The organism is Bacillus sp. BC05(2025), from assembly GCF_056725905.1.
The window spans coordinates 1-20,620 of record NZ_JBWYRA010000001.1 but is presented as its reverse complement, the minus strand read 5'-3'; the positions used below and the strand labels follow the sequence as shown (position 1 = coordinate 20,620).

21 protein-coding genes and 1 pseudogene are annotated in these 20,620 nt (G+C 34.4%); 5 read left to right on the top strand and 17 right to left on the bottom strand.

Annotated elements, in window-relative coordinates:
* Nucleotides 1-28 precede the first annotated feature (28 nt).
* Nucleotides 29-715, bottom strand: a complete 687-nt coding sequence (locus ACZ76X_RS00110) for an MBL fold metallo-hydrolase (protein WP_479849058.1) — start codon at nucleotides 713-715, stop codon at nucleotides 29-31.
* A 235-nt stretch (nucleotides 716-950) separates the two neighbouring features.
* Here ACZ76X_RS00110 and ACZ76X_RS00105 point away from each other — a divergent pair, with 235 nt between their 5' ends.
* Nucleotides 951-1,280 (top strand): YkvA family protein, encoded by a 330-nt coding sequence (locus ACZ76X_RS00105; protein ID WP_479849057.1) that lies wholly within the window; start codon nucleotides 951-953, stop codon nucleotides 1,278-1,280.
* 271 nt (nucleotides 1,281-1,551) lie between these two features.
* Here the strand turns inward: ACZ76X_RS00105 and ACZ76X_RS00100 are convergent, their stop codons facing one another.
* The 10 genes from ACZ76X_RS00100 to ACZ76X_RS00055 all read right to left on the bottom strand — a co-directional run bounded on the left by ACZ76X_RS00100 (nucleotide 1,552) and on the right by ACZ76X_RS00055 (nucleotide 11,116).
* Entirely contained in the window at nucleotides 1,552-2,787 is a 1,236-nt protein-coding gene (locus tag ACZ76X_RS00100) for an MFS transporter (RefSeq protein ID WP_479849056.1), read from the bottom strand.
* 199 nt (nucleotides 2,788-2,986) lie between these two features.
* Nucleotides 2,987-3,457, bottom strand: a complete 471-nt coding sequence (locus ACZ76X_RS00095; RefSeq protein WP_479849055.1) for a MarR family transcriptional regulator — start codon at nucleotides 3,455-3,457, stop codon at nucleotides 2,987-2,989.
* A 205-nt stretch (nucleotides 3,458-3,662) separates the two neighbouring features.
* Nucleotides 3,663-4,664 (bottom strand): bifunctional threonine ammonia-lyase/L-serine ammonia-lyase TdcB, encoded by a 1,002-nt coding sequence (tdcB, locus tag ACZ76X_RS00090; protein ID WP_479849054.1) that lies wholly within the window; start codon nucleotides 4,662-4,664, stop codon nucleotides 3,663-3,665.
* Nucleotides 4,665-4,750: 86 nt separating this feature from the next.
* The gene (locus ACZ76X_RS00085) at nucleotides 4,751-6,328 is read right to left on the bottom strand and encodes an aminotransferase class V-fold PLP-dependent enzyme (protein WP_479849053.1); all 1,578 of its coding nucleotides are present in this window, start codon (nucleotides 6,326-6,328) and stop codon (nucleotides 4,751-4,753) included.
* Nucleotides 6,329-6,397: 69 nt separating this feature from the next.
* On the bottom strand, nucleotides 6,398-6,946 hold the full coding sequence (gene plsY, locus ACZ76X_RS00080) for a glycerol-3-phosphate 1-O-acyltransferase PlsY (RefSeq protein ID WP_479849052.1): 549 nt from the start codon (nucleotides 6,944-6,946) through the stop codon (nucleotides 6,398-6,400).
* A gap of 132 nt (nucleotides 6,947-7,078) precedes the next feature.
* Nucleotides 7,079-7,978, bottom strand: a complete 900-nt coding sequence (locus ACZ76X_RS00075; protein WP_479849051.1) for a BadF/BadG/BcrA/BcrD ATPase family protein — start codon at nucleotides 7,976-7,978, stop codon at nucleotides 7,079-7,081.
* 18 nt (nucleotides 7,979-7,996) lie between these two features.
* On the bottom strand, nucleotides 7,997-9,157 hold the full coding sequence (gene anmK / locus ACZ76X_RS00070; RefSeq protein WP_479849050.1) for an anhydro-N-acetylmuramic acid kinase AnmK: 1,161 nt from the start codon (nucleotides 9,155-9,157) through the stop codon (nucleotides 7,997-7,999).
* 13 nt (nucleotides 9,158-9,170) lie between these two features.
* Complete coding sequence (locus ACZ76X_RS00065; RefSeq protein ID WP_479849049.1) at nucleotides 9,171-9,437, bottom strand: hypothetical protein; 267 nt, start codon at nucleotides 9,435-9,437, stop codon at nucleotides 9,171-9,173.
* A gap of 78 nt (nucleotides 9,438-9,515) precedes the next feature.
* Nucleotides 9,516-10,799 carry a PTS sugar transporter subunit IIC gene (locus ACZ76X_RS00060; RefSeq protein WP_479849048.1) on the bottom strand — a complete coding sequence of 428 codons (1,284 nt, stop codon included), beginning with the start codon at nucleotides 10,797-10,799 and terminating at the stop codon, nucleotides 9,516-9,518.
* A gap of 11 nt (nucleotides 10,800-10,810) precedes the next feature.
* Nucleotides 10,811-11,116, bottom strand: coding sequence for a PTS sugar transporter subunit IIB (locus tag ACZ76X_RS00055; RefSeq protein WP_479849047.1), 306 nt, complete (start codon nucleotides 11,114-11,116; stop codon nucleotides 10,811-10,813).
* A 227-nt stretch (nucleotides 11,117-11,343) separates the two neighbouring features.
* On the opposite strand from ACZ76X_RS00055, the gene ACZ76X_RS00050 reads away from it, so the two are divergent.
* On the top strand, nucleotides 11,344-12,903 hold the full coding sequence (locus ACZ76X_RS00050; protein ID WP_479849046.1) for a glycoside hydrolase family 10-like protein: 1,560 nt from the start codon (nucleotides 11,344-11,346) through the stop codon (nucleotides 12,901-12,903).
* Between the two features lie 56 nt (nucleotides 12,904-12,959).
* Here ACZ76X_RS00050 and ACZ76X_RS00045 read toward each other — a convergent pair whose 3' ends face one another.
* The 3 genes from ACZ76X_RS00045 to ACZ76X_RS00035 all read right to left on the bottom strand — a co-directional run bounded on the left by ACZ76X_RS00045 (nucleotide 12,960) and on the right by ACZ76X_RS00035 (nucleotide 15,837).
* Nucleotides 12,960-13,793, bottom strand: a complete 834-nt coding sequence (locus ACZ76X_RS00045; RefSeq protein ID WP_479849045.1) for a DUF3974 domain-containing protein — start codon at nucleotides 13,791-13,793, stop codon at nucleotides 12,960-12,962.
* Between the two features lie 24 nt (nucleotides 13,794-13,817).
* Nucleotides 13,818-14,930, bottom strand: coding sequence for a toxic anion resistance protein (locus ACZ76X_RS00040; RefSeq protein WP_000137416.1), 1,113 nt, complete (start codon nucleotides 14,928-14,930; stop codon nucleotides 13,818-13,820).
* Nucleotides 14,931-15,243: 313 nt separating this feature from the next.
* Complete coding sequence (locus ACZ76X_RS00035) at nucleotides 15,244-15,837, bottom strand: O-methyltransferase (protein ID WP_479849044.1); 594 nt, start codon at nucleotides 15,835-15,837, stop codon at nucleotides 15,244-15,246.
* A gap of 304 nt (nucleotides 15,838-16,141) precedes the next feature.
* Between ACZ76X_RS00035 and ACZ76X_RS00030 the strand changes: the two genes are divergently transcribed.
* Complete coding sequence (locus ACZ76X_RS00030; RefSeq protein ID WP_479849043.1) at nucleotides 16,142-16,300, top strand: hypothetical protein; 159 nt, start codon at nucleotides 16,142-16,144, stop codon at nucleotides 16,298-16,300.
* 35 nt (nucleotides 16,301-16,335) lie between these two features.
* Here the strand turns inward: ACZ76X_RS00030 and ACZ76X_RS00025 are convergent.
* Nucleotides 16,336-16,593 (bottom strand): annotated as a pseudogene (locus ACZ76X_RS00025) (RNA polymerase sigma factor SigJ); the annotation flags it as partial.
* Nucleotides 16,594-16,906: 313 nt separating this feature from the next.
* On the opposite strand from ACZ76X_RS00025, the gene ACZ76X_RS00020 reads away from it, so the two are divergent.
* Entirely contained in the window at nucleotides 16,907-17,539 is a 633-nt protein-coding gene (locus tag ACZ76X_RS00020; RefSeq protein ID WP_479849042.1) for a cupin domain-containing protein, read from the top strand.
* A gap of 620 nt (nucleotides 17,540-18,159) precedes the next feature.
* On the opposite strand, the gene ACZ76X_RS00015 is transcribed toward ACZ76X_RS00020, so the two are convergent.
* Nucleotides 18,160-19,464: an exosporium glycoprotein BclB-related protein gene (locus ACZ76X_RS00015; protein ID WP_479849041.1), complete on the bottom strand. Its 1,305-nt coding sequence runs from the start codon at nucleotides 19,462-19,464 to the stop codon at nucleotides 18,160-18,162.
* A gap of 461 nt (nucleotides 19,465-19,925) precedes the next feature.
* On the opposite strand from ACZ76X_RS00015, the gene ACZ76X_RS00010 reads away from it, so the two are divergent.
* Nucleotides 19,926-20,207 carry a DUF4183 domain-containing protein gene (locus ACZ76X_RS00010; protein WP_479849040.1) on the top strand — a complete coding sequence of 94 codons (282 nt, stop codon included), beginning with the start codon at nucleotides 19,926-19,928 and terminating at the stop codon, nucleotides 20,205-20,207.
* A 59-nt stretch (nucleotides 20,208-20,266) separates the two neighbouring features.
* On the opposite strand, the gene ACZ76X_RS00005 is transcribed toward ACZ76X_RS00010, so the two are convergent.
* A partial coding sequence (locus ACZ76X_RS00005; protein WP_479849039.1) for a DUF4183 domain-containing protein occupies nucleotides 20,267-20,620 on the bottom strand: 354 nt, incomplete at its 5' end.

The following is a 20,620-nucleotide window of genomic DNA, read 5'->3' as shown; positions in this document are numbered from 1 at the left end:
AAATGGAAAAGTTCGTTTTTTTATTATTTTATAAAGTAAGCTTTCCTCCATGATAGCAATAATAGCTTGCTGCTTTAAGGTTTTTAATTTTCTTTAAAGATTCTTCCGCTTTTTCTATATCTAAACAAAAATTCGAATTAGCTATTACTAATTCACAATTTTCTTGAACGGCCGCATCCCCTGTAATTACACAGTTTGAATTCGGAAAATATAATGAAATATGCCCCGAAGTATGCCCTGGCGTTGCTACTATTTGACATTCATTATTCAAAATCATTTGACCATCATATACTTTTTCATCGACGGAAACATGTCTTATATTTTTTAATTGTTGTATAAACCACTCACCAAAGTCTTTCTCTTCACTTGGCATACGTTGTAACATTTCTTCAGCTTGAATTAGTCTCTCCGATTTTATTTCACCATTAATATAGTTGGATTCAATTTCACTAGCAATAATATTAACGTGAGAATATTTCGATTTGAAATCATATAAAGATCCTATATGATCGTCATCATAATGGGTAATAATTATATTTTTTAAGTTTTTTATCTCATACCCCTGTTTTAAAATTGCCTCTTCAATTAAAGATAAAAAGTTTACATAACCTGTATCTACTAAAGTTAATTCATTGTTTATTATAATTAAGCTCGGATATATACATTGTTTTGTCCCATTAAATTCAAATTCAATTGATAGTTCTATAATCTTCATTTTTCTTCCCCCATACCCGTTATTTAATGTTTATTACTACTAAATACATCATCCACATACATTTTACTGTACATACTTATGTAACGAAACACTATGAGTCGTTACATAACCAACATTCTATTATTTTGAACAGGTAATTCCCTATTTTTATGGAAATATACAATAAAATTGATTATTTCACTACTTCTTTGTCTATCCTTTTAAAAATCTATATTTTTGTAAAAGGAGTGTTTATATGGAGAAACAGACACTTTGGAAAAAATTCAAAAAAAGCTCAGCAAATCTTGGGAAATCAAGCGTTTATGAAAGTATTATTTTATACTACACAATGAGAAAAAAAGGGTTACCTACTAAAGTGAAATTCATAATATTAGCCGCTTTATCTTATTACGTATTAGCAATCGACTTCATTCCAGATATAGCTGCTATTATTGGGATCGGCTTATTAGATGATGTTTTAGCAATTGCTATAGCGCATAAATTTGTAATGCGCCATGCGGACGCTGAAATTCGAGAAAAGAGTAAAATAAAAATGGAGTCATTATTTACTTCAGCTCAGGCGTGACTTAAAATAGTTAGTCATTTCCCTACGTTTTTTAGTTTCAACTAAAGCCAATCTTTTATTAAGGTACACTCTATGCACCCCTCTGAATATTATCCAGCATGAATTACGCTTTGACAGGATAAATCGTATCAGAAACAACAGAAATTCTCTTAACTCTTTAGCCTTAGACAATTAGGGTGCCAGCACTTGGTCTTAAGTTCCGACACCCTACTATTCGTTCTGATTCAGTTGATTTCAATAAAGGAGTATAGACAATATTAGTGCATATAGTTTATGCAGTTACATGCGTCCCCCTATACAAAACTGCTATTGCCACTACTATAAGAATCATCCCCATAAAAGCAGGTGCGGCATGACCAAGTGATACATAGATTTGTCCTCCAATAATTGGACCAATCATTCTTGCCAAAGCTTGAATAGATTGGCTACCGCCTTGAATCCTTCCTTGTTCACTAGAATCGACAGACTTTGAAAGCATCCCATTGAATGAAGGTCCGAAAATCGAGTCACCAAAACCAAATAGTAACATCCCAACGATTAGAAGAGGAAATAGGGAAAACAAAGCAGATGCTGCAATAAAACTGTAGCCAATAACCTCCGAAACCATCCCAAGTATTGCTATTTGCTTATCACTAAGCTTAATCAAAAGCTTCGGCATTATAAAAGCTTGTGAAATGATATCTTGAAATCCCATAATTGAAAACATAAGTCCGATTAGTGCAGGCTTCCAGCTAAAAGTATCCATCGTGAATTGTGTGAAAATTGCTTGTAAAGATCCGTTAGGCATCCAAAGTAAAAACGCTGAGACAAGTAACCATTTTAAGCTTTTCATGGAAAATATGTTTGCCAGCTGAGCAAAAGGATTTAACCTTACAAAAGTAATTTCTTTTAGTCTATTATTTTTCTCAAGACTCTCAGGCATATATTTCATCCCGTATAAAACATTTAATAAAGTTATAAGCGCTCCGAAATATAAAGGTACAGAATGACCAAACTTTGCAAGTAATCCCCCAAGAGTTGGTCCGATAATGGTTCCTGTACCTACCACCGCACTCACCCACCCAAAATACTTCGTTCTCTGTTCTGGAGGGATGATATCTGCAAAATATGCAAAAATTGTACTGATACTCCCGCCTGTTATTCCTTCTATTATGCGTCCAGCAAATAGTACCCATAAAGCTCCTCCTATACCAAAAACTAAGTACCCGATCGCAGAACCGAAAAGGCATATTAAAAGTAATGGACGACGGCCATATTTATCGCTCAAAGCTCCGAGTGCAGGAGCAGCGAAAAATACGCAAATCGCATAAACAGAGGTCAACAGCGTAACAACTAATGCCTGTTCTTCCGGACTCCTTATATAAGGATGCACTAAGAATGGAACAACAGGCATGATGATACTGAAACCTATTCCACAAAGAAATACAGAAATAAGGCCGAATATTAAAGCATGTTTATCTATGCTCTTTTCAGTTTCGCTTTCATTTTGTGATCTAAATATTGACATTTAATCTCTCTCCTCAAAACATTTTGTTGTTTTGTCAACAAAATAATAACTCCATTTAGTTGATTAGTCAACAAAAATACAATAATAAAAAGGTAGCCTTACTGTGAACAGGCTACCTTTTTATTATTTAAATGTATCTTGCATGAACGGACAAATAAGTTAGTTTTTCGGGATTAACTGCCCGAATGCTTCAACTTTATTACGACTTAATATGTATACCTTGTTTCTTTATTTCTGCATCCAAATGCCTACTATACTTTTCCACGAAGCTAATAATACTATTGAATTCCGCCTCAGTTACTTGCTCAAATACAGCTTTATCTCGCTCTTGAAACTCATTGTGCAACTCTTCGTGAATTTTATATATTTCTTTCCCACGTGCAGTAAGCCTAAAATAGATCTCTTTTTTATTCTCTGATTTCTGGTAACTTTCGATAAGGCCTTTGTTTATGAGCTTCTTAGTCATTCTACTTATTGCACCGCGAGTCACATAAAAGGCCTCTGCAAGTTGTGTCACGTTAGAATCTGCATTGTTTTCAATATATTCAATGCAATGTACTTCAGAAGACTTAAAACCTTTAAGACCTTCTTCCATCTTATCTTTATTAAGCCAAACTAGCTTATTATATAATTCCCTGAAACCGTTCATGACCTGTTCTTCCTTGTTCATGTTCTATCCTCCTAACAGCTCATTCATACGCTAAAACCATTATATTAAATTTATGTTTCCGTTTCGACAATATTGATATAATTATTTGAGGTATCTTTGAAAATAGACGATTAACATATGATAATTCACTATACAGTAGACAAAAAGTAAGAGCTAAGATTAGTTGTCTTAGCTCTTCTTCCATAAAATTCATGTTTTTTAAATACTATTTCACTTCATTAGCTACAAAAAATTGCTCACAAACACTTGAAATACGCTGCAAGTCTACATTCCCACCAGATATAATCGCTACTACCTTTTTCCCTTTAATATATGCATCCACTTTCCCTGCAAGTAGGGCAGCAGTAGCTAATGCGCCAGCACCTTCTACAACAGCTTTTCCACGCTGTAATAAGTCCTTCATCGCTACTTCTAATTCACCTTCTGATACTGTTACAATATCATCTACTAATTCTTTTACAACTTCAAAAGTTAATTTACCAGGTATTTTAACTGCGCAACCATCTGCTATTGTAGGTGCCTCATAATGCTCTACAATCGTACCTTTGTCATAAGAAGCCTTCATCCCATGAACATTATCTGCTTGGACACCAATAATATTAATGGATGGATTAAAAGATTTTAATGCAACAGCAATACCAGAAATAATTCCACCTCCGCCAATTGGTACAATAACAGTATCAACATCCCACATGTCATCAAGAATATCTAATCCTATTGTACCTTGACCAGCCATTACTTCTACATCGTCATATGGATGTAAGTATGTTTCACCTGTCTCCTTAATAATCTCCTCACATTTTGCCTTTGCATCATCAAAGGTTTCACCATGTAAAACCACTTCAGATCCATATCCTTTAGTTGCATCAACTTTCGCCTGAGGTGCAGAAATCGGCATAACAATTTTACTCTTAATACCGAGTAAATGAGCTGATAAAGCAATTCCTTGTGCATGATTACCAGCAGAACAAGCAATTACTCCTCTCTCTTTTTCCTGATCTGTTAACTGTGACATTTTATTAAATGCACCACGGAATTTAAAAGAACCCGTTAATTGCATATTTTCTAATTTCAAGTGAATTTCTCCGCCTGTTTTACTAGTCAAATAAAATGATTTTACTAATGGCGTTTTACGAGCATTTCTGTCTAAAATGTTTTGAGCTTTTTTAATATCGGCTATATGTAACGGTAGTTTTTTTGTTATCATACTAACACCTCTTCCAATGATCTATACCTAAGTTTTCGTATGTAGCAACTCCTTTATACGAAACCATCTATATTAAGAAAAAGTCTTTATATATGTACCTCACTCTGTAATACACACAGTTGTAAACAATTCAACATCCTCTTCATATCACGTTCTTTGTAATGATTCAGGCATGCAATTTGGATCCAGTTATTCTTTTGTAAATACGCTGATTCATAATGGACGATATATCCTTGTAACGCTAACGCATCTCCTAGCGCTTTAGAAGAAAGACCTTTATCTAATTGAATGGTAAGTATAATTGGTGCAGCATGTTCTTTCGGTGAAACGAGTTTTAAACCTATAGTAGTAATAGCTTGTTCAATATATACATACGTCTCTTTTATTTTTTTAAATGCCATTTCATCTTCGAATCTTTTTAATGCTTCTTGCAGTGCATAAATTAAATTCCATGAATGTGAATATGGAATACTTTCGTTTTCTTCGTACATACCAATGTCCATATAGACCGGTAAAGTCTCGTTTACTTTCACATTATGATTATGAAAAACGAAAGATAATCCAGTAAACGATTTAATTGCCTTTCCGCTAACGCCGCTCGCAAAATATACACTCTTTAAATCTATCGGTATTGCTCCAATTGAGCTAATGCAATCTACACATAGTTTCACTTTATACTTTTCACATAATGCATTTAACTCGTCTAAATCATTTAACATTCCGGTAGATGTTTCATGGTGAACAAACCAAAGCCACTCATAATTTCCAGCTTCCATTATTTGTTCTAATTCTGTAGAAATAAATGGTTGTCCCATTTCCTTTTTATACGTATCAAAATGTAATTGCGCGCGTGTTGCGTGTCCAACTAATCTATTGCCAAATTCCCCATTCGTTAATACTAGTCCTTTTAAAGAGCGTAATTGTAAAGCAATAGCATCATTCGCTAACGTCCCTGTTCCTAACATGATTTGCACATGTTTCGCTTTCGTCATGTGTAGTAAACGTTTTTTCACATTTTCCATCGTCACTTGAAATGACTTAGAGCGATGCGAAATCGGCTTAGTAGAAAATGCCTTTAGAACATTTTCTTCAATATCTACTGGACCTGGTAAAAATGTATATTCTTTCGTCATAATCCCACCAACACTCGATGCTTCAAACATAGCAGGAGTAACATACATTGGCTGAAAGGCTGCTTCTTCAGTACCAACTAACGTATGGAAAGATTTGAATCCCATTTGCTCATATAAAGGTAGTTCACGTGTTGTCGCAGAAATGAGTGCTAATTCATATCCATTTAGAAGCAAATAACGATGTAAAAAGCGAATTAATCCTAACAATGCTCTTCCATTTCGATATTCATGTTCTACTGAAAGTAAACGAATTTCATACACGTTTTCTCCATGCTCTTGCAAATAAAAATCTAAATTTGAAATTTTATAATCTAACGAGAATGGTCGTTTTCCTCGCAATGCAACCATACCTACTAATTTATCTTCATCTAAACAAATTAAATATGTATTTTCATCATGAAACCGATCTATACGAACACGCTCTTTCGTTTCTTCATGTTGCGGAATTTCTTCTACAAATGTTTTATAATTCAATTTATGTATACGTTCAAATTCCCAATCTTGATCAGCAACTTTATAAATTAACCCCATGCCCTATCTCCTTTATGTGTTTGATAAAAATTATAAGTGGAGATTTACTCCACTTATTAAAAGTTCGTTTCATTCTCGATTTACATATAAAATAAGCACAATGATAAGAGCACTTAAAACAGTGGTAATAATAGAATAAGAGTACAAAATCATGCAAACTGGTAAACAAGCGATTGTAATTAATCCTGGCTTAGTAAATCCTTTAAAGATTAAATAAAATATAATGAAAACAGCAACAAGGGTAAGCGCTATCAAATAATTAAATGCGATTAACCCTCCTATAAATGTTGATATACCTTTTCCGCCCTTGCCTTTAAATACAATTGGATAAATATGTCCAAGTAAAACAGCCAGTAAAGCTACCATTACAAATATAGAATCTCCAAAAAGGTATTTTGCAATAGAAACTACAATCGCCCCTTTCATTGCATCACCTAAAAATGTAGCGATGAAATACCCTTTTCCATATACACGCCCCATATTTCTTGCGCCGGGATTCCCGCTTCCTTCATCTCGAATATCAACGTTATATCTCCATTTCGTTACTATATAAGCGGTCAATATGTTTCCAAATAAATAAGAAGCGACCAAATACAAAAACTGCATACTATTAATCATATAATCATTCACTTTCTACATGGAAGTACTTATACAATATTCATGAACTATGTATATTGTACTTTTTTATCCACTTCCCTTTATACATTTTAACATCATATATTTACAAATCATACAAAAATTCTCATACAGCTATTTATTTAAATATAAATTCTTCATTAAATAATATGTTCCTTTCACCGCTGGTTCGGATTGTGATACAAATGTAACTTTTCCTATACTTTTCTCACAGCATTTCTTAAATTCAGCATATATTTCTGGAACGAAACGCATTATGCTGCCACTTACTGCAATTGAAGTTGATACATCAAACTTCATTTTATTGTAAATATTCACCGTAATTCTCGTTAATTCCTTAGCAGCTTGCAAGATAATTTCACGTGCGTCCTCATTCCCATTTTTCGCTTCCTCAATAATTAGTGGAGCAATTCCTGCAACTTTATCTTTTGAAGAACGATAAACTAGTCTTTTTATATGAGACGACGTCAAAAGTTGAAACTCATCTTGAATCCTTAAGCTTAATGGACAAAGTGCAACTCCTTGATCAAATTGATTCGCCATTCTTTTTAAACCTTGTAATGCAATCCAATATCCGCTTCCCTCATCCCCTAAAATATGTCCCCATCCACCACTATACTCGTACACTTCTCCTTTCTTCCCAATACAAATTGCACCTGTACCGCCAATTGTTAAAATTCCATCTTTTCCTTTTAAAACAGCTGCATGTGCAATCATCGCATCATTAAAAACTTCAATTGGTGTTCCGTACTTCTTCTTTAGACGTAATGTTAATTCATTCGTATTTACTCCACTTACACCCGCTAATCCTAAACAAATACAAACGCAATGCCCATTTAATACACCTTTCTGGCATTGATCAATCGCCTCCATAATATGCACAAGAGCTTCTTCAAAATCTATTAATATATTTCCAAAACCACTTGTAGCTCTTACAAGTTCATTTCCGTCTTTATCAAATGCAATTGCTTCTGTCTTCGTTCCCCCGCCGTCTATTCCAATCATATACTTCATATGTTCGCCTCATTTTCATCATCTTATTGGAGGGAGTGTTATATTCCCTAATACTACAGATTGCATTGCACCTGTTGCGCTCGGCACATTACTCGGATTACGATGATATGTTTCATTTGCTAAAATGGCAAAGGCGATTGCTTCCTTCGCTTCTGAAGAATAGCCTATATCTTCTTGAAGGAATAATGCACATTTTTCATCTTTCAATCCATGCCGTATCATTTCTACAAGTGTATCATTATAACTTCCGCCACCACCTAGAATTACCTCATCGATTTCATAATACGGCAAAATATACTCCTTATAATGATAAACAATTGAACTTGCAGTAAACATCGTGACAGTCGTCAATATATTTTCTTTGCTATACTTTTCAAACCGCTTCAATAACTCACTTACAAATTCTGCTCCAAACTGTTCTCTACCAGTTGATTTCGGTGGATTTATTTTCAAAAATGGGTGGTTCATACAATATGTCAAAATTTCTTCTACAACTACCCCCTGTTTTGCAATCTTACCATTTTGATCATATGACAACTGAAATAACCTTTGGCATACTTCATCCATTACCATATTACCTGGACCTGTATCAAATGCTATAACGCTCTTCTCACTTAGTTGACTTGGTATTACAGTCACATTACCAATCCCGCCGATATTTTGTAGTAGTCTATTTTTAGTTTGGTGACGATATAAAATAATCTCTGAATATGGTACAAGTGGTGCACCTTGTCCTCCAGCTGCCATATCCATCGTTCGAAAATTAGAAATAACCGTCGTATTCGTTTCATACGCTATAACTGCTGGTTCTCCAATTTGTAATGTGGAAGGAACCATAGTACCATCTTGCTGTGGCTGATGATAAATCGTTTGTCCATGAGAAGCAATTAAATCTAATTGTCCTAAAGGAAAATTGGCCTCTTTACAAACTTCCTTTACAGCATTTGCGAAGCGTAAACCAAGTTTAAAATTTAAACTGCATATAAGTTGTACATTTGAATTTTCTATTGATAATGCCCGCTGGATCTCATTTTTTATATCATTACTAAATGGCACAGTAGTAAAATGGATGAGTTCAACTTTAGAACCTATACCGCTTCCTTCTATATGAACGAGTGCTACATCTATACCGTCTAACGAAGTACCAGACATTACCCCTGCAACATACATAACATGCATGACCTCCTCTTTATTAAAAAACAATCATGTAAGTTACAAACGTACAACCGATTGAAAATAATATAAATCTAAAAAACAACTGAGCTTTTGATGCAAACGGTCCATCAATAAAAGAAACAACTATTGTAAGTAAAATACTTGCCGCAATGCTTGTAACGAGCCATATACTATGCATTTGTGATAGATGTAGCATTCTTAATAAAGGTACAAAAAGAAAATTTGCACATATCACTCCAAATAGTAATAAAAATACACCTTTATAACTAAATTTTATATTCATTCCAATTCATCCTCTCTGAACTTCATGTAAAAGAAGTGATAGACAGAATGCCTATCACTCATAAATAGAGTATGAAGCCTACGAATTAACAGATTCTCCGTCTCCATTCTTTTCAATTTCAAGCATATTTTTGTCGTACATTTTAAAGAATGGTAAATAAATAAGAAATGATATTGCTATATTTATTAATACTAATACAACTGCACGCCAATCTCCTCCTGTAGCTAAATATGCACCAATTGGAGCTGGCAAGGTCCACGGTGGCATAATATGCGTTGGCGTTACAAATCCCATTGCAGTTGCAGAATAAGCTATACTGGCTGTTACTAATGGTGTAATAACAAATGGAATAATTAAGATTGGATTCAGGACAATTGGTAAACCGAATATAACCGGTTCATTAATATTAAAAATGCCGGGCACAATACAAGTTCTCGATAGTGCTTTCGAATATTTTGACCGGCCAAATACAATCATAGCTAACACAAGTCCTAACGTTGCTCCCGAGCCACCAATCCAAATAAACCATTGATAAAACGGCTCTGGTGCAATAAATGGAAAATGGCTTGCCCCACTTGCTACAGCTTCACCGTTCTTCCCTAAATACACATCCCAAAGCGGCCTTGCGACAGTACCTACAACAGATACACCGTGTATCCCGAAAGACCAGAAAAAGGTAATTAAAAATACAGGGATGATAACACCAAAGTAACTATCACCAGCTTTAACTAACGGCGCTGCTAATTTATCCACAACGTAATGTACATCTACTTTAAAAACGACAGTAATAAGACTCATAATAATAATAACGAAAGCCGCAGGTATAAGTGCTTCAAACGAACGTGCTACTGATGGTGGTACTTGTTCTGGCATTTTGATTGTCACATTTTTCTTCTTACAAAATCTTAATACCTCCACTGATAAAATAGAAACAATCATCGTCACGAATAATCCATGACCTCCGAGATTTGTCATCGGAAGCATGAATCCTTTTTTATCAATTAATTCAGGTGTTAATGTTAGTAGCAATGAACATACTGCAAGCTGTGCTCCTGATAAAGCATCTAGCTTATAACTTTTCGCTAAATTGTATCCTATTCCAAACGCTATATATAAAGACATAATAAACATCGTTAAACGATATGGTATTAATATACTCGTTTGATTTTTTAATGCCCAAACAGATATGAAACTATCTTTCGGTAACGGTGGAAATGCTACGATTAAAAAGAAACTTCCTACAATAATAAATGGTAATGCAGAAATAACACCATCACGGATTGCTTGTAAATGCCTCTGTTCAGAAAGCCTTGCCATCGGTCCAGATAAATTTTTATCAAGAAACGTGACAAATTTATTCATAACGCTTCCCCCTAACTAATTAAATCGTTTACCGTTTTTAATAAAGTCGGTCCACCAAGCGGCGTGTATGCTTGCGGCGGTATAATACCGCACGGGATAGATTCCTCTTCAGCAAATTTTTTAACATAGTCAAATCGATGTCTGACTTGAGGTGCAACCATTACAACATCCCAGCCATTCTTTACTTCTTCCTCTACCTCATTTGTTCCAATCGCATGGACTTCGATATTTACACCTTTTTTCTCTGCCTCTTTTTTTAAAGCGTTTACAACAATTGCACTGGACATTCCTCCAGAACAAACGAACAATACTTTCATTTATTAATCCTCCTATACTTATAATTTATCCCCCTTCAAATGAAAGGAAGTTTCACTTTACTAACAAGCATATGAAGTAATGAAACGATTTAGTTATAATGAAAGTAAATTTCAGTAAAAATATTTTTCCTATTAAATTAATGTTTCAATATTTATTTTTCTCAATTGTAAGTACAACCTCAACTCGGATATCATATTAGTTAACCATATAATAGGGAGGCGTATAAATGATTATGAAACGTTTATTAATGACGTGTTGTATCGTCATCTTTTTTATTCCTTTCTCTTTCATTTCTCCTCACTCTACTTATGCTGAAGTAAATACTACGTACAAAAAACATGAATTACGTGCTGTATGGATCGCATCTGTTCTTAATATTGATTGGCCCACAAAAACTGGCTTACCTATCGAAAATCAAAAACAAGATTTTATTAAATTATTAGACGATGTAAAAAACACTGGTATGAATGCGGTCGTTGTACAAATAAAACCAACTGCTGATGCTTTTTACCCTTCCAATTACGGTCCTTGGTCTGAATACCTTACAGGTACACAAGGAAAAGATCCTGGTTATGACCCGCTCGCATTTATGATTGAAGAAGCTCATAAGAGAAATATAGAATTCCACGCATGGATTAATCCATACCGAATAACGATGAATCACACTGATATAAATCGATTATCGGATAATCACCCTGCAAAACAGCATCCGGATTGGGTTGTACCTTATGGAGGAAAGTTATATTACAACCCTGGCATTCCAGAAGTAAAAAAATTTATAACTGAAGGTGCTTTAGAAATCGTACAAAATTACGATGTTGATGCATTACATATGGATGATTATTTTTATCCATATAAAGTGGCGGGTGAACAATTCCCCGATCAAAAAACGTACGAAACATATAATAACGGTAGATTTACAAATATAGAGGATTGGCGACGTGACAATGTAAATGAACTTGTAAGAAATTTAAATACTGCTATAAAACAAGAGAAGTCATACGTAAAGTTTGGCATAAGCCCGTTCGGCGTATGGCGAAATATAGCTGACGATCCAACTGGATCTAACACAACTGCAGGTCAAAGAAACTATGATGATCTTTATGCTGATACACGTGAATGGATACAAAAAGGTTATATCGATTACATTACACCGCAAATATATTGGAATATAGGTTTCACACCAGCTGCATATGACATATTAGTAGACTGGTGGGTAAAAGAAACAAATAATAAACCGATTCACCTATACATTGGTCAGGCGGCCTATAAAATTAATAATAACTCTGTCCCCGCTTGGTCTGATCCGGAAGAATATCCAAGACAAATTGCATTAAACCGGTTATTTCCTGAAATAAAAGGTAGTATGCATTTTAGCTTAAAAGATATTAATAACAATCCACTAGGAGTTAAAGATAGACTCGCAAAAGACGTATATAAACATCCTGCATTAATCCCGCCTATGCCTTGGCTTGATCATGAACCACCAAAACAACCGACTTTAAAAGGAGCCATTCCAAGAGAGGAAGGTATTGCTGTAGGTATCATTGATGATAGAGAGAATGACTCTGCTTATTACGCCATTTACCGTGTGAATGGAAAAAATGAAGTGGATATACAAAATCCAAAAAATTTACTTACTACTGTAAGAAAAACAAAACTTGGAGAAATTTATGTAGATAAAACAGCTATTTCTGGAGAAACATATACGTATGTAGTAACTGCAGTTGATCGATTGCATAATGAAAGCGTTGCTTCTAGTCATACAACCGTTAAAGCAAAATAACATCTAATAAAAAAGCGCCTTAAAAGTCAAGAACTATAGCTTTTAAGGCGCTTTTATTATTTATTCTTAAACTTCTCAGTCGCTGCTCTCATTTTCACATTCAAGTCGTGATCAATCGAGTCGCGGATATCTCGTTCTACTACTTCCATTTCTTTTTGGAAATTTTGCAAGTAGATTTTTAATTCTTCTTCTTTTTCTGGTCGTTGTGAAGGTGGTAATTGTACAACTAACGACAGCATAGCTGTTAAATCTTTCATTAAGAACGTTTCGAGTTTATGTTGTTGTTCGAACATACGCTGCTCCTGATAATACGGCAAAGCATTTAATACTGAAATTGTAATATCATCAACCGTGCGTTGTAATGAAGGATTTATTGAGCGCTTATACGCTTGAATTGTATTTAATGCATCTGGATATCGATCATAAAAATACAATTTATAAAACGATAAATCTGTCGGTTTGACTGTTTGCTGCGTTTCTTGTCTTAAAAAATCTTTTACTTTCATCGCCGCTACATCAATATCTTCATTAGTAAGCTTTTTCGTTGTTTTTGCCATTACATGTACTTTTTTCTGTTTTTCTTTCGGTAACATCGAGAATACTTGCTCTCTCGTACGTTGACCCGATGCACAGAAAAGAGTGTTTAATGTATGTTGTTCTTTCTTTCCTTCCGTACGAATCCAGCGATAAAAGAGAGGGTGTTGTGTAAATTCTTGTAGAAACGGTAATGATTTATTCGATAACTTATCTAAAGAATCGTGTGCTCTTTTATATGGTTTCGTCCATGAAAAATACAGTTTACGTCCGAAATATACAACTAAAACAACGACAGTAAATGCGATTAAAAGCAATGTACCTAATAGTACTAATACGGTTTGAATGAAACTCATTTTTTCACCTCCTCTAAAAGTCTGCTATTTTCTTGGGCGCTGAATGAGTTTTTGTTTCATTTCATCATTAAATGTATCTAGTTCAATAACAAATTTCTTACTTGACTCGATAATACGTTCTGACGATTTCTCAGAAGCTTCAATCGCAGCGAATACGTTTTGGAATGATTCACGTAATTTATCCATGCTAATTGCAGGATTTTCAAGAAGTTTTGTTGTTTCTTCTGTATTTTGTTTTAATGCTTGTGAGTTACTTAATACCATCGATTCAATTGCTTCATTTGTCGCATTCACTGCATCAATTGTTTTACGTTGATTTGTTAATGCTAGTTGGATAGCAGCAGAAACTGTTACAACGTTTTGCGTCATCGTAATTGCATTACGAATTGCCTCCGTTAACTTTTCATTATTTTTCTTAATAATGTCTACCGATGCGATAGATTGTAATAACACACTTTTCGCTTGCTGCATATTACGCGTACGCACTAAAATCTTTTCTAATGCATCATTAATTAATGGAATATCTCTTTGACGTTCTGGATTTTGTTTCTCAGCTTCCAGCATGCCAGCAAGTTTTTTTCCTAAGTATACTTGCTTATCAAGCGCGTGAATTTTATCGTGCGATTGCTCTTTAAGCATTTCAAGTCCAACTGTATCTTCTTGTAAATTGTCACGACCAATTAGAAGGGATCTTATAATCTCCTCAATTTGCTTATCTATAGATTGATATTTATGCACGTATGTTTCAAGTGGGTTTTTCTTGAATACTTTAAACATAATTTTCTTCATACCACTTGCTTTTAATGAATTCGGATCAAGCTCTGATACCACTTTTCGTAACTCTAACAATGTATTTGGAATTTCTTCGTTCTTTCCATTCATCATCGCTGTGACAGGACGTTTTAATGCTGATAACGTTTGTCCTGCTGCTTGTTGCTCTTTATCCCCTAAATCTCCTAGCTGAGACAATACTTTTGATAAATCTGTATTTTGCTCGCTATTTAACTTTTGTACATAAAGATCAGCTTCTTTATTCAGTTCCTCTAATTCTTCATCTTTTATAACTGTATCCACTACTACTTCTACATTATTATCTTTCACAACCGATACAGGTTCTTTTTTCTCGAGTTCAGTCAACAAAATCGCTCCTTTATTTATATGTGCGAATTTATATGCACTATATTTCATCTATTATATCGTATTTCATATGCATTCTGACTGCTTGAAATCGATTTTTTTAGAAATGTCTATTTATGCAGTCATTCCCTGTTTCTTACTATAAGTATACCTGTAATCAACATAATTTTCCTCAGACTTAAGACCTAGAGAACCACATGCTGAAGGCCGATTCTTCGTATGTTACATATATAAATTATGTTCTTCCTATCCTTTTGTACTCAATATTTTGACATACACCTTTTACAATGTGATAATTATATTACGCTCAGTCCTATTTCTTCTTGCGCGCTACAAACGCTCCATTTTGGAATGCCAATAACACCGTTTCAAACATTTCATCTTCTTCAATCATTTTTCTAAACTCGGCTAATTCACTTGCATGAGAGGTTGCATTATCAACAACTAGAAAACCTTTTGGTTGTAAAATGCGTTTTATATGCTCAAGCCACCACATGTATTGCGTACGCTCTGAATCTAGGAAAATAAAATCAAATGAATGATCTAGTTGCGCATCTAAAAATGCCCCTGCTTCTTGATTATGAACATCAATCCTTTGCAACAAGTTTGCCTTTTCAAAATTGACAAGTGCCTCTCCAACTCGTTCTGAAGAAAGCTCCACAGTTGTTACATTTCCATTTGTTTCTTCTACCGCATTAGCTAACCACAATGTAGAATAACCATTAGAAGTTCCAATTTCTAAAATGTTTATTGCGCTACACCCTTTTACTAAAATTGATAAAAACTGCCCCATCTCACGTGAAATATTCCGTAATCTTTCTTCCCTTGTTTTTTTATTTCGATCATGCTCTTCTCCATATTGTTCAAGTTGAAGTAATAATGAGTCTAACGTATCCATTCTTTTCATCGCCTTTCCAAAGCAATATGATGAGAAAGCTCTTGTTGCCCGTCTACTTTCATTATATGCGAAACGAAAAGCTTTTTCTCGTTATATAACAAAGATTTGAAATTTTTTATAGCATATTGTTTCGTTTTTTGGTAAAGTTAATTTCTACGTGCAATTATTCCATTCATACTATTTTTATTTCAATTGCAGTTGTTAAATCATATAAACCTCATTTAAATGAATCGGTATTTCAAATTCAATTAAGCGCCCTTTCCGGACGCATTTTCTTTTGTTTATATATTTATTAGAAGAAAGGATGCTTACAATGAACGTGATTAGCTTAGATGCTGCTCGAAAGCGAAAACAGCATAAAAAATTAATGATTACTATACCGATTATTTCACGTATTTATGAAGAAAATGGGGAAATTAAATTTGAGGTAGCCGGCGAAAAAGATGTACCTCTTGAAATGTTAGAGAAATAATAAAAAAGACGCACTTCTAAAGAAATGCGTCTTTTTTATACTATTCTATTTAAGTGCATAAGTTTTTCAGGATTAACCATCATATAAATATTTGAGATTTTCTCATTCTCAAATGTGAATGAAAGTACATAAGTCACTTTGTTTTTCACTTTAACAATAACGCCTGGGGCACCATTTACTACCTTATAATCAACGTTGTACGCTGATGGGAACTTACTTCTAATTCCAGAGAATAAACGAATAATTCTATCTGCAGAATAGATTGGATGAATTGCAGTTGTAACTTTGCCCCCAACAATTGCTACACCAAAATTTTCCATAACAAAATCCCTCCTTTTCCGTTCTACATACAAGACGAACGATTAAGGAGGGATGTGACATTCAATTACAGATAATTTATTTCAAAAAACATCTTATTTACATAATAATATTATTTTCTGATCTATTACACGATGATGCCAACTCTTTCTCTCTCACTCCTTCCTCCAATTATTTTTAATGAATAAGAACAATAAATCAAATGCAGTTATTCTTTCACATTTTAATAACTAGACTCATATCCTAAATTCAGATTGCATGAAAATATAAGAAGGGTAGGAAATCCAAATGGCTTCTAATATCGATTACACTTCCCCCTCAACTAACTTCACTCATGATTTAAATAGAAGTAATTTTTTTCAGAAAGATGCTCAAAATTATATAAACGTACTTGGCGAGAATCAATTAAATACGTTAGAAAATACTTCTTTATTAGATATCTATTTAAGTACAGGAAATGTTGTAGAGCCGCACATACATCAAAATGCAACTGAACTTGTTTACTGTATTTCGGGATCTGCTGTTGTTTCTCTACTGAATCCTTTTACAAATCAAATATTAAACTTACCGATAAAACCAGGGCAAGTTGCCAACATTCCAAAAGCGTGGTGGCATTATGAAGTCGCTACAGCAGATGGTACTCATTTATTAGCTATTTTCGACGCCCCAACACCAGAAGTTATTTTTGGTTCTGATATTTTACGATTAACTCCCGCTAATATAATGGCTCATACTTACTGTCTCGATGAGCAACAATGGAAACAAGCGGTATCCCCTATTCAATCCACTACAGTAATTGGCCCTCCAGCAAATTGTAATAAAAACCGCGGAACGACAAACCCTGCAACTCAACCTCCTAATCCACAACAAGATTTATATTACCAAGATTCATACTATTTCCCTCTTTACTGGGGATATTAATTTATATCATTAATAGACAATTATTTATCTCCTCGGAAAATACGTAGGAGATTTTTTATTGAATAATCCCCATTCCTATTTTTTATCGTAACAATTAATAGAGTTCATACATATAATATTTATATATTTAATTGGAGGTGATAGTACTATGAGTAATTATAATTACCGAAAAAACTACTCTCATAATAAAAGTAGTAGTTCATCAGCATCCTCTCAGTCTTCGAATTCTCAATCTTCCAATTCCCAATCACAAAGAGACTTAGCCAATCAAGGCTATGTAAAGAAAAAAGGATGTAACTGTAATAAAAACAAATAGTTTATTATTAATTTGAACAATAACATTGCAACGCTCACGATAAATAATTTACTTCCCTTTTATTTAAAAGATGAATTCTGTTTTTAATAGAATTCATCTTTTTTATTTATAGATAATTTTTCAAACCATATAACTTATTCCATAAACAATAGATTATAAATCATTAATTTTGATTTTTTTAACAAAGAGTACTTTCTCAATTGATTTATCACCTATCTTTCCATAAAATATAGCCCACCCTAATAAAATTAGGATGGGCTATATACAAACGCCAATTCAAATTTCAAACAGGCGTTGTAACAAACTAGACGATATTAATACCTGCACTTACAAATCCAGCTACTGCAGCTATTGGACTTGCTGCTGTTAATGAAACGTATAGTAGTATTTTATCTCCTGCAGCTACTGGGATAGCTTCAGGTATAATACCTGATGCTGTAGAACCAATTGCGATTGCAGCAAATGCTGGTGTTAATAATAGAGGTGCACCCTGTACTGTAAACGTATTACTTGCTGCAGGTGCAGTTAATATTTGTATCTGCACTTGAACAGGTGATAATGGAGATAATGCAGCTGTTGCACTAAAGAAACCTGCTAATGACGTAATAACACCTGCGCGTGGTGCTACAAATGCATAATCACCTACACCTAACGCTAATGTGATACTAGTTCCACCTGTTAAAGCTATACCAGGCTGACTAAATCCAAATCCAAGAAGAGTTCCTGTATTAGCTATTAATGCGTTAACTAACGCTGCTGGTGTTGTACCTGAAGCGAACGGAATAATTGCTCCACCACCTGTTGCTCCCGTTGCACCTGTTGCTCCCGTTAGACCTGTTGCTCCTGTTGCTCCTGTCGGGCCTGTTGCTCCTGCTAGACCTGTTGCTCCTGTCGGGCCTGTTGCTCCCGTTGGACCTGTTGGGCCTGCTGCTCCTGTTGCTCCTGTTGGGCCTGTTGCTCCTCCAGTACCTGCTGGACCTGTTGCTCCTGTTGGGCCTGTTGCTCCCGTTGCTCCTGTTGGGCCTGTTGCTCCTGTTGGGCCTGTTGCTCCTCCTCCAGTACCTGCTGGACCCGTTGCTCCTGTTGGGCCTGTTGCTCCCGTTGGGCCTGTTGCCCCGCCTCCTGGACCTGTTGGACCTGTTGGACCTGTTGCTCCTCCTCCTGGAGTAGCACCAATTAATTGAGTTAATAAATTTAATAGAAGTTGTAAGCTTGCAGGATCAATAATTAATGAGAAGAAGAATGGTGCAAGAGCACTGTAGAATTGTTGTAATAAAGAAAGTAATTGATTTAAATTTGGATTAGGAGATTGTAGTAAATTAATAATACTTTGAATTAATTGTTTTAAGAAATTCCCTTCTGGAGAAGGTGCTAATTCATTTAGTAAATTTAATAGTTGTGTAAACAAATTGAGTAAAGCTAATCTGTTTGCATCACTTGGATTTGCAAAAAACGCTGCAATAGCCGCAATTAAAGAGTTTAGTAAAGTAATTAATCTACCTAATTGCTCACTAGTAATTGGAACTGTTTGTGGATTGTTACAACATTCTGGAGTGAACACAATCGGATTATTGCAGTTATTATGACCAAAACAATTATTATGTGACATTTATTTCCTCCTTACTTATTTTATATTTGAGTGTCTTCCTATTATAAGAACTATACAATTGTGCATAGGTTTAATTCACTTAAAATAGGAAACATGAATGATAATTAAACTTTAAAACGTTATTTAATTATGTTCATGACTCACATATTAATTATATGTTTTTAATAATTGACTGCTTAGATTAAACACCTAAACTTAAGAGTTTATTTTATTTTTCCACGTTTATCTCTTAGGTCCAAAAGCACATTTTGATTTGAGTATAAAAACTAAGTATTAGCATATAACCAATATCTAACAAGTACTAACACTATCTTTTCAAATAAACAACAATAATATCTTTACTTAAATTGTGTTCCCTCTATTATCATAAAGCCGTTCTATTATCAAAAACCCGCATACAATATAGTGGACAAGTTATTGTATACTTCGTTCAAAAAAACAATTTAGAGAGTGAGAATTAATTGCCAATCATCCAACCATTTATGGCATCTAGAAGATTTACATCTACACTAGGAGCTGGAACAGGTGTAGCTTTCATAATTGCTGCAACAGCTTGTTTAAACGATGCCGGTACTGCAACTGCTTTTCCGACTTTTACGTATTATAACTTATATGTAAACGGCATTCTTCAACCTATTGTGAACTCCAGTGTTACTACTGGACCTACTGGCGCTATCACAATTCCTGATGGAGATGCATTAGACGATGGAATTCCAATTACAATCGAATTTATTGTCACTTAATTTTAACTAATTTAAAGTAGAAAAAAGACAGATTCTTTTCATATAAGAATCTGTCTTTTTTAACTAATAGTGATAAATTGTAAAATAATTGATGAACCTTGTGATGGTGGTTGATTATCCAATAATGTTAGCTGACCAGTACTAACTTGATATAAAGGTTGTGGTTGAAGTATTCCATTAATAAACAAGTTAATATATGAAACCTCATCAGGAGATAATATGTGAGTTGTACCATATTGAGCGATCCCATCTGAATCTGTATATATAAGTTTCTCTCCATCTGCAAAAGTGTAAAATAATAAATTAGTTGTTGTTATAGGACCAATAACTCCAGTTGGACCCGTTACACCAGTCGGACCTGTTATCCCTGTTGCTCCCATTACACCAGTTGGGCCTGTTATCCCTGTTGCTCC